This is a genomic window from Methylorubrum zatmanii, from assembly GCF_014845115.1.
GTDB lineage: Bacteria > Pseudomonadota > Alphaproteobacteria > Rhizobiales > Beijerinckiaceae > Methylobacterium > Methylobacterium zatmanii.
Window position 1 is genome coordinate 1 of sequence record NZ_NKUI01000177.1, and the last position, 7,735, is coordinate 7,735.

At 68.3% G+C, this 7,735-nt stretch carries 9 protein-coding genes and 1 pseudogene; 5 read left to right on the forward strand and 5 right to left on the reverse strand.

Features of this window, described 5'->3' with window-relative positions; genetic code table 11:
• The 3 genes from MZTS_RS19405 to MZTS_RS19415 form a co-directional block, all read left to right on the forward strand.
• A partial coding sequence (locus MZTS_RS19405; RefSeq protein WP_281397069.1) for an FAD-linked oxidase C-terminal domain-containing protein occupies positions 1 to 472 on the forward strand: 472 nt, incomplete at its 5' end.
• A gap of 355 nt (positions 473 to 827) precedes the next feature.
• A complete protein-coding gene (locus MZTS_RS19410) occupies positions 828 to 1,121 on the forward strand; it encodes a DUF2218 domain-containing protein (RefSeq protein ID WP_192285077.1) in 294 nt (97 codons plus the stop codon).
• A gap of 77 nt (positions 1,122 to 1,198) precedes the next feature.
• Positions 1,199 to 2,458: an aminopeptidase gene (locus MZTS_RS19415; protein WP_192285078.1), complete on the forward strand. Its 1,260-nt coding sequence runs from the start codon at positions 1,199 to 1,201 to the stop codon at positions 2,456 to 2,458.
• A gap of 138 nt (positions 2,459 to 2,596) precedes the next feature.
• On the opposite strand, the gene MZTS_RS19420 is transcribed toward MZTS_RS19415, so the two are convergent.
• The 3 genes from MZTS_RS19420 to MZTS_RS19430 form a co-directional block, all read right to left on the reverse strand.
• Positions 2,597 to 3,550, reverse strand: a complete 954-nt coding sequence (locus tag MZTS_RS19420; protein ID WP_192285079.1) for a lipid A biosynthesis lauroyl acyltransferase — start codon at positions 3,548 to 3,550, stop codon at positions 2,597 to 2,599.
• Between the two features lie 151 nt (positions 3,551 to 3,701).
• Entirely contained in the window at positions 3,702 to 4,430 is a 729-nt protein-coding gene (gene phbB, locus MZTS_RS19425; RefSeq protein WP_192285080.1) for an acetoacetyl-CoA reductase, read from the reverse strand.
• Positions 4,431 to 4,741: 311 nt separating this feature from the next.
• Positions 4,742 to 5,926, reverse strand: coding sequence for an acetyl-CoA C-acetyltransferase (locus MZTS_RS19430; protein ID WP_192285081.1), 1,185 nt, complete (start codon positions 5,924 to 5,926; stop codon positions 4,742 to 4,744).
• Positions 5,927 to 6,248: 322 nt separating this feature from the next.
• Between MZTS_RS19430 and phaR the strand changes: the two genes are divergently transcribed.
• The gene (gene phaR / locus MZTS_RS19435; RefSeq protein ID WP_192285082.1) at positions 6,249 to 6,854 is read left to right on the forward strand and encodes a polyhydroxyalkanoate synthesis repressor PhaR; all 606 of its coding nucleotides are present in this window, start codon (positions 6,249 to 6,251) and stop codon (positions 6,852 to 6,854) included.
• 114 nt (positions 6,855 to 6,968) lie between these two features.
• A complete protein-coding gene (locus MZTS_RS19440; protein WP_192285083.1) occupies positions 6,969 to 7,208 on the forward strand; it encodes a hypothetical protein in 240 nt (79 codons plus the stop codon).
• A gap of 13 nt (positions 7,209 to 7,221) precedes the next feature.
• Here the strand turns inward: MZTS_RS19440 and rpmF are convergent, their stop codons facing one another.
• The gene (rpmF, locus tag MZTS_RS19445; RefSeq protein WP_003601373.1) at positions 7,222 to 7,410 is read right to left on the reverse strand and encodes a 50S ribosomal protein L32; all 189 of its coding nucleotides are present in this window, start codon (positions 7,408 to 7,410) and stop codon (positions 7,222 to 7,224) included.
• Positions 7,411 to 7,551: 141 nt separating this feature from the next.
• Positions 7,552 to 7,735, reverse strand: a pseudogene (locus MZTS_RS19450) (lytic transglycosylase domain-containing protein); the annotation flags it as partial.

Sequence of the window (7,735 nt, forward strand, 5' to 3'; positions counted from 1 at the left end):
GGCCCTGTGGCGCCTGCGCGAGCTGCTGCCCGAGGTGCAGAAGGCGGAGGGCGGCTCGATCAAGCACGATGTCTCGCTGCCGCTCTCCCGGCTCGCCGACTTCCTGGACGAGGCGAGCGCCGCCTGCGAGGCCGAGATGCCGGGCCTGCGCCCCTGCCCGTTCGGGCATTTCGGCGACGGCAACATCCACTTCAACCTGACCCAGCCCGTCGGCATGGAGAAGGCGGCTTTCCTCAGCCAATGGAGCCGCTTCAACCGCATCGTTCACGCCATCGTCGAGCGGATGGACGGCTCGATCGCCGCCGAGCACGGCATCGGCCTGATCAAGCGTGACGAACTCGCCCGCACCGCCGATCCGGTCGGCCTCGACCTGATGCGGCGGCTGAAGGCGGCCCTCGACCCGCGCGATCTGCTCAATCCGGGAAAGGTCGTGGCCCTCTCCGACGACCCGCCGCCCGCCCTTCCGGTCTGAGCGCCGACCGGACCGGTCCGGGAGGTGACGGGTCGCACCGGGGAACCCGGACGGCCACAAACTCGTTATTGTGCGGCGCACAAGAAAGCGTCATGATCCGGCTCATGAGACGGGAATCAGCCTTGCGCGCAATCGGAAAGGCGCGCCGGATGATGAGATCGTTAACCCGAAAGGATCGACAATCGCCCTCTGCGACGGACCGAAACAGGGTGAACCGCCACCGTTTCGTCGCATGACGTTTTTATCGATTGCCCCATGCTGCGCTGCGGTGCCGCTTCCCCGGGAAGTGCCGCGCCGGGCTCGGCGGGAGACGGTCTGAGCGTTCCCGTCGCCAGTGATCTTGAAGGAGACGACAATGCCCACCTCACAGGCTCGGGTCCCCACCGCTGAAGCCAGTCGCTACCTCAAGCAGCTCTGCCGCCATTGGAGCCACAAGTTCCCGGTGGAAGAGATCGGCGACAAGGGCCGGGTGCCGTTCGGCGAGGATCGGATCTGCACCTTCGAGGCCAGCGCCGACGCCCTGTTGATGCAGGTCGCCACCCCCGATCCGGCCGGGCTGACCCGACTGGAGAATGTGGTGTCCGATCATCTCCTGCGCTTTGCCTTCCGCGAGAATCTGGGCGAGATCACGTGGTCGCGCGCGGCCTGAGCCGCGGATCGGCCTGACGGGCCGCTCCGATCGGGGCTCGGGCGCGGGGGGACAGGACAGCCTGGAGAACCACGCCCATGAGCCAGATACCGGGAACGGCCGCCCTCCCCTTCGCCGAGCGCCTCGACCGGCTTGCCGAGGTCGCCGTGCGGGTCGGCCTCGGGCTCAGGCCGGGGCAGGAACTGGTGATGACGGCGCCGCTGGAGGCGGTGCCCCTGGCCCGTGCCATCACCGAGCATGCCTACAAGGCCGGGGCTTCGCTGGTCACCACCTTCTACGCGGACGATGCCGCCACGCTCGCCCGCTTCGCCCACGCCCCCGACGAGGCCTTCGACAAAGCCGCCGGGTGGCTCTATTCCGGCATGGCCGAGGCCTACCGCAACGGCGCGGCGCGGCTCGCCATCTCCGGCGACGATCCCTCCCTGCTGGCGGGTCAGGATCCGGCCAAGGTCGCCCGCGCCAACCGCTCGCGCTCCCAGGCCTATGTTCCCGCCCTGGAGCTGATCGCGGGGTTCTCGACCAACTGGACCATCGTCTCGGCGGCGACCAAGCCCTGGGCGCGCACGGTCTTCCCGGATCTGCCCGAGGATGAGGCGCTCGCCCGTCTGTGGGACGCGGTGTTCGCCGCCTCCCGTATCGATCACGCCGACCCTGTGGCGGCCTGGAGCGACCATAACGGCGATCTGCGCCGCCGCACTGAGCGGCTCAACGGCGCCCGCTTCGCGGCTTTGCGCTTCTGGGGGCCCGGCACCGATCTGACCGTGGGGCTGGCCGACGACCACGAATGGTGCGGCGGCGCCACGACGGCCAAGAACGGCATCCTCTGCAACGCCAACATCCCGACCGAGGAGGTGTTCACCACGCCCCACAAGGCGCGGGTGGAGGGCACCGTCTCCAGCACCAAGCCCCTCTCCTATCAGGGCACCCTGATCGACGACATCCGGGTCCGCTTCTCGGAGGGGCGCATCGTCGAGGCGCAGGCCCGCACCGGCGGCGACGTGCTCGCCAGGGTGCTCGAGACCGACGAGGGCGCCGCGCGCCTCGGCGAGGTGGCTCTGGTGCCCGCCTCCTCGGCGATCTCCGCCTCGGGCCTGCTGTTCTACAACACCCTCTACGACGAGAACGCCGCCAGCCACATCGCCCTGGGGCAGGCCTATTCCAAATGCTTCCGCAACGGCGGCGAGGGCCTGAGCGAGGTGGATCTGGCCGAGCGCGGCGCCAACCGCAGCCTGATCCATATCGACTGGATGATCGGTTCGGCCGAGATCGATGTCGACGGCCTCACCGCTGAGGGAGAAGCGGTGCCGGTGATGCGCGCGGGCGAGTGGGTCGATTGATTTTTCGTCGGCGCGTTCTCCGTCATCGCGCGCCAAATGGCGAAACGATCCAGCGGCGCGGCGTTTCCGGACAGCGCGCCCTGAATTGCTTCGGCTGAGTCTCGGGACGGTTCCTCAGGGGAACATGAGGGCTTGCGGTCAGACGCTGTCTGTCGTTGTGCCCTTCGGCAGCATGGCGGGGCGCCAGCGGCGATGCATCCATAGCCACTGGCCGGGATGCTCGCGCACCCATGCCTCGACCACCGCCGTCATCGCCTGCATTGCCCCCTGAACGTCGATCAGCCCGTCCGGGCCGCGCGGCAAGTCGAGGGGCGGCGTCAGTTCGAGCAGGAAGCGGCCGCCCGCTTTCCGCACCACGCGGGCACCGTGGACGGGGCAGTCATAGTGCCGGGCGAGCTTGCCGAGCAGCGGGTTGACCAGGACCGGCCGGCCGAAGAACCGCACCACGACGCCGCGGGTGAAGTGCTGATCGATGAGCTGGCCGAGATGGCCGCCGCGCTCCACCACACCCTGCATGGCGAAGACCGAACCGGGGCCGGAGGCGGCGAGCCCGCCCATGGTCTTGCGCCGCACTTCCTGCACGAGCTGGGCGGCGGCCGGGTTGTTCGGCGGCCGGAACACGGCGGTGGTCTCCAGGCCGAACTTCTCGGCACAGATCGCGGGCAGTTCCCAATTCGCCAGATGCGCGGAGAAGATCAGGCCCGGCTTGCCGTCGTCGCGGATCGCGTAGAACTGCTCCAGCCCGCGCACCTCCATACGCTGGGTTGCCGCGTTGGCGGGGTCGTAGTCGAAGATCGTGTCGAGATGGGCGTATTCCGCGCCGGTCCGGCCGAGATTCTCCCAGGCTTCCAGGGCGAAGGCCCGTAGCCGCGCCTCGTCCTCACCGGGATAGGCCGCGCGCAGGTTGGCCATCGCCGTCCGGTGCGAGGGCAGGAAGGGACCGACGAAGCGCGCGAGCCGGCCGCCGGCCGCGCTCGCCCGGTCGGTGCCGAGCAGCCGGGCGAGCAGGAACACCGCCCGGATCAGCGGAATGGTCGCGAGGCCCGCCAACCGAGGCAGGTTCCGCCGCAGGATCAGCGCGAGGCGCAGCACAGGCGATTCATCGAGAGAGGAGAACGGTCGGGTCGGAGGGCGGCCATAGAGCATTTTCCGCGAGGAGGCGAGCACACTGCCCCGAAACGGCGAAGGCCGCCGGTCCCTCGCGGGACCGGCGGCCTTCGGATGGTCGTGAAAGGATAGGCGATCAGACGAAGTGTTGGCCGCCGTTGATGGTCAGGGTCGAGCCGGTGACGAAGCCGGCCTCGTCGCTGGCGAGATACTCGACCGCGTGGGCGATCTCGTCGGCCTCGCCGAGGCGGCCGGTCGGGATCGTCGAGATGATCTTGTTGCGGATGTCCTCCGGCACGGCCATCACCATCTCGGTGGCGATGTAGCCGGGAGCCACCACGTTGACGGTGATGCCCTTGGAGGCGCTCTCCTGCGCCAGCGCCTTGGCGAAGCCGATCACGCCGGCCTTGGCCGCGGAATAGTTGGTCTGGCCGGCCTGACCCTTCTGGCCGTTGATCGACGAGATGATGATGATGCGGCCGAAATTGCGGCTGCGCATGCCCTCGATCAGCGGCCGGGTGCAGGTGAACATCGAGTCGAGGTTGGTCTTGATGACCGCCTGCCACTTCTCGAAGCTCATCTTGTGGAACGCGCCGTCGCGGGTGATGCCGGCATTGTTCACCAGGATGTCGATCGGGCCGAGTTCCGCCTCGATGGCCTTGATGCCGGCCTCGCAGCTCGCCAGATCGCCGACGTCGAACTTGAACACCGGGATGCCGGTCTCGGCCTTGAAGGCGTTGGCCGCCTCGTCGTTGCCGCCGTAATTCGCGGCGACCTTGTAGCCCTTGTCCTTGAGGCGCTTCGAGATCGCGGCGCCGATGCCGCGCGTCCCGCCCGTGACCAGGGCGACGCGTTCCTGAGCCATGATTTCCTCCGTGCTCCCGTATCGGGTTCTTGTTACGTCGGTTCGCGAAACACCCGCTAGGCGTGCGGCGGACAGGACAGGGATCCTGTCACCGCTGCTCCGAAGGGCCGTTCGCGCCTCATCCCAAACTGTCTAGCCGGCGGGGTGCGGGCGCGCATCGCATTTAAATTTTACGGAGCCTCAAGCCGTTTTGGGCAAATTCTGCTTGAGATGACGGGTCGGGCGACCGGGGATCGCCCTCCCCTCGCGGTGCCGCTTCTCCGATGTCGGGGCGGGTTTCGCCCCGGCACGGAAAGACTGGCGCGCTGGCGTCAGACGCGCTCGACGCACATGGCGACGCCCATGCCGCCGCCGATGCACAGGGTGGCGAGACCCTTCTTGGCGTCGCGGCGCTTCAGCTCGTGCAGCAGGGTGATGAGGACGCGGGCGCCCGAGGCGCCGATCGGGTGGCCGATGGCGATGGCGCCGCCATTGACGTTCACCTTCTCGTCGTCCCAGCCCATATCCTTGTTCACGGCGAGCGCCTGGGCGGCGAAGGCTTCGTTGGCCTCGATCAGGTCGAGGTCGGACGGCTTCCAGCCGGCCTTCTCCAGCGCCTTGCGGGAGGCCGGGATCGGGCCGGTGCCCATCACCTTGGGATCGACGCCGGCGGTCGCCCAGGAGACGATCCGCGCCAGCGGCTTGATGCCCCGGCGCTCGGCTTCCGAGGCCGACATCAGGACGAGCGCGGCGGCGCCGTCATTGAGGCCGGAGGCGTTGGCGGCGGTCACCGTGCCATCCTTGGCGAAGGCGGGCTTCAGCTTGGCCATCGCCTCAACGGTGGCGCCGTCGCGGATGTACTCGTCGGTGTCGACGATGGTGTCGCCCTTCTTGCCCTTCACCGTGACGGGGACGATCTCCTCCTTGAAGCGGCCCTCCTTGCGGGCGGCCTCGGCCTTGTTCTGCGAGCGGGTGGCGAACTGGTCCTGCTGCTCACGGGTGAGCTGGAAGGCCTGGGCGACGTTCTCGGCGGTCTGGCCCATGTGGTAGCCGTTGAAGGCATCCCACAGGCCGTCCTTGATCATGGTGTCGACGAGCTTGAGGTCGCCCATCTTCTGGCCGCCGCGCAGATACTGGGCGTGGGGGGCGAGCGACATCGATTCCTGGCCGCCGGCCACGATGATCGTGGCGTCGCCGTTGGCGATCTGCTGCATGCCGACCGCGACGGTGCGGAGCCCCGAGCCGCACACTTGGTTGAGACCCCAGGCGGTCGCCTTCTCCGGGATGCCGGCGGCGATGGCGGCCTGACGGGCCGGGTTCTGCCCGGCGGCGGCGGTGAGCACTTGGCCGAAGATCACCTCGTCCACCTCGTCCGGCGAGACGCCGGCGCGCTCCAGCGCGGCCTTGATCGCCACGGCGCCGAGCTCATGGGCCGGCACGCTGCCGAAGGCGCCGGCGAACGAACCCACCGGCGTCCGCGCCGCCCCGACAATGACGATATCTTCGCTGGCTGCCATCGTGACGTTCTCCTCATGCGGCGGCGCGATATTTGGTGGACCAGAATGTCCAGGGCGCAACCTGCCGTTCCCCGGATGAAGAGCCTGCATCCGGGGAAGTCAAGCAGGCTTTCGGATAACCTCGTGGCAACGGGGCCGGACCTGTCGTCGGTGTGGACGGATTCTACGGGGACAGGGGGAAATTGCTGTTTTCGCCGCGCCGCGAAAGCCTTAAGGTTGGATTCGACCATAACAGAGCCCAGCTCGCGCGGGCGGGTAGCCGATCATGGCGGAGCATTCAGCTTTGCGCGGACTCAAGACCGAAGCGGGAGGTGTCGCAACGATGGCCGAGAACGGCAGGGCGCATCAAACCGTCATCAAGAAATACGCCAATCGCCGGCTCTACCATACCGGCACGTCCACCTACGTTACGCTCGAAGACTTGGCGACGATGGTGCAGAACGGTGAGGATTTCATCGTTTACGATGCGCGTTCGGGCGACGACATCACCCGCTCGGTGCTGACGCAGATCATCTTCGAGCAGGAGAACAAGGCCGGCGAGGACAACCTGCTGCCGGTGGCCTTCCTGCGCCAGCTGATCCGCTTCTACGGCGACAGCATGCGCACCATGGTGCCGAGCTTCCTCGAATTCTCCATGGCGAACTTCGCCAAGGATCAGGACGGCTTGCGCGAAAAGCTGGCCCAGAGCTTCGGCCCCTCCGCCTTCCAGCAGGCGCTGCAGGAACAGGTGCGGGCCAACATGACCTTCTTCGGCGATGCGATGAAGATGTTCACCGGCGGGTTCGGCCCCCCTGCCCCGCCGCCGGGCCCGGCCTCCGCCGCGGCCACGCCGCCCGCGCCGGTTTCCGGCGGATCGGGTGACCTCGACGAGCTGAAGAAGCAGATGGCGGAGATGCAGGCCCGCCTCGAAGCCCTGGCGCGAAAGTAGCGCCCGGCTTCTCTCCCCCTCGCGCCCGGTGGCGCGAGACAGATCGTTAAGATCCGGTTAACGTCGGTCCCGGCCTTGCACCCGATCGGGTGTGGGGCCGGAGCCGCGACCGACATGGACCAGTCCGAGACAAATCGTGCCGATGCGGGTCAAATCGCGGGCCCGTCGCGCGCACTCGTGGCCGGAACGGACGCCGGTCCTGCCCCGCGCATCCGCGGGCGTCGCCCGATGGCGGGTTTCCTCACCCAGTTGATCGTCAGCGCCGACCCGACGCTGCGTTCCCCTCGCCCGGAACGCACGAAGGCCGCGGCCGCGCTGTACGCGCGGGCCGCGGCCTCCGCAAAACGAGCCTGAGGGCGCTTTCGGCTTACGCCTCGGCGGACTTCACCTTCAGCACCTGACGGCCGCGATACATGCCGGTCTTCAGGTCGATGTGGTGCGGGCGGCGCAGCTCGCCGGAATCCTTGTCCTCGACATAGGTCGGGGCCTTGAGGGCGTCGGCGGAGCGGCGCATGCCGCGCCGGGAGGGGGAGGTCTTTCGCTTCGGAACGGCCATGGGTGTCTACCTCGGGCAAAAAGGGCGCCCAGGGCATCCCTTGATCGGGGATCGCCGATGGCACCGCGTGGAGTGACGGAGATTCGAGGCGCGCTGTATAACCGCACAAAGGGCGACTGGCTAGAGCGCCGGCTTGCGATGTCAGGGTGTGCTGTGGGCAGCCGAGGCTTCCAGGATCGGAGCCGGCCGCCGCGCCGCGGCGACGGGCGGGCGGGCGATGGCGGCGAGCAGGGTTTCGGATGGGCGGCGCGGCGGCAGCGGCACCTCGACGGCATCGGTCAGAACGACCTGTGCCTCCGGTCCGGCCGGAGGCACAGGTCGTTCT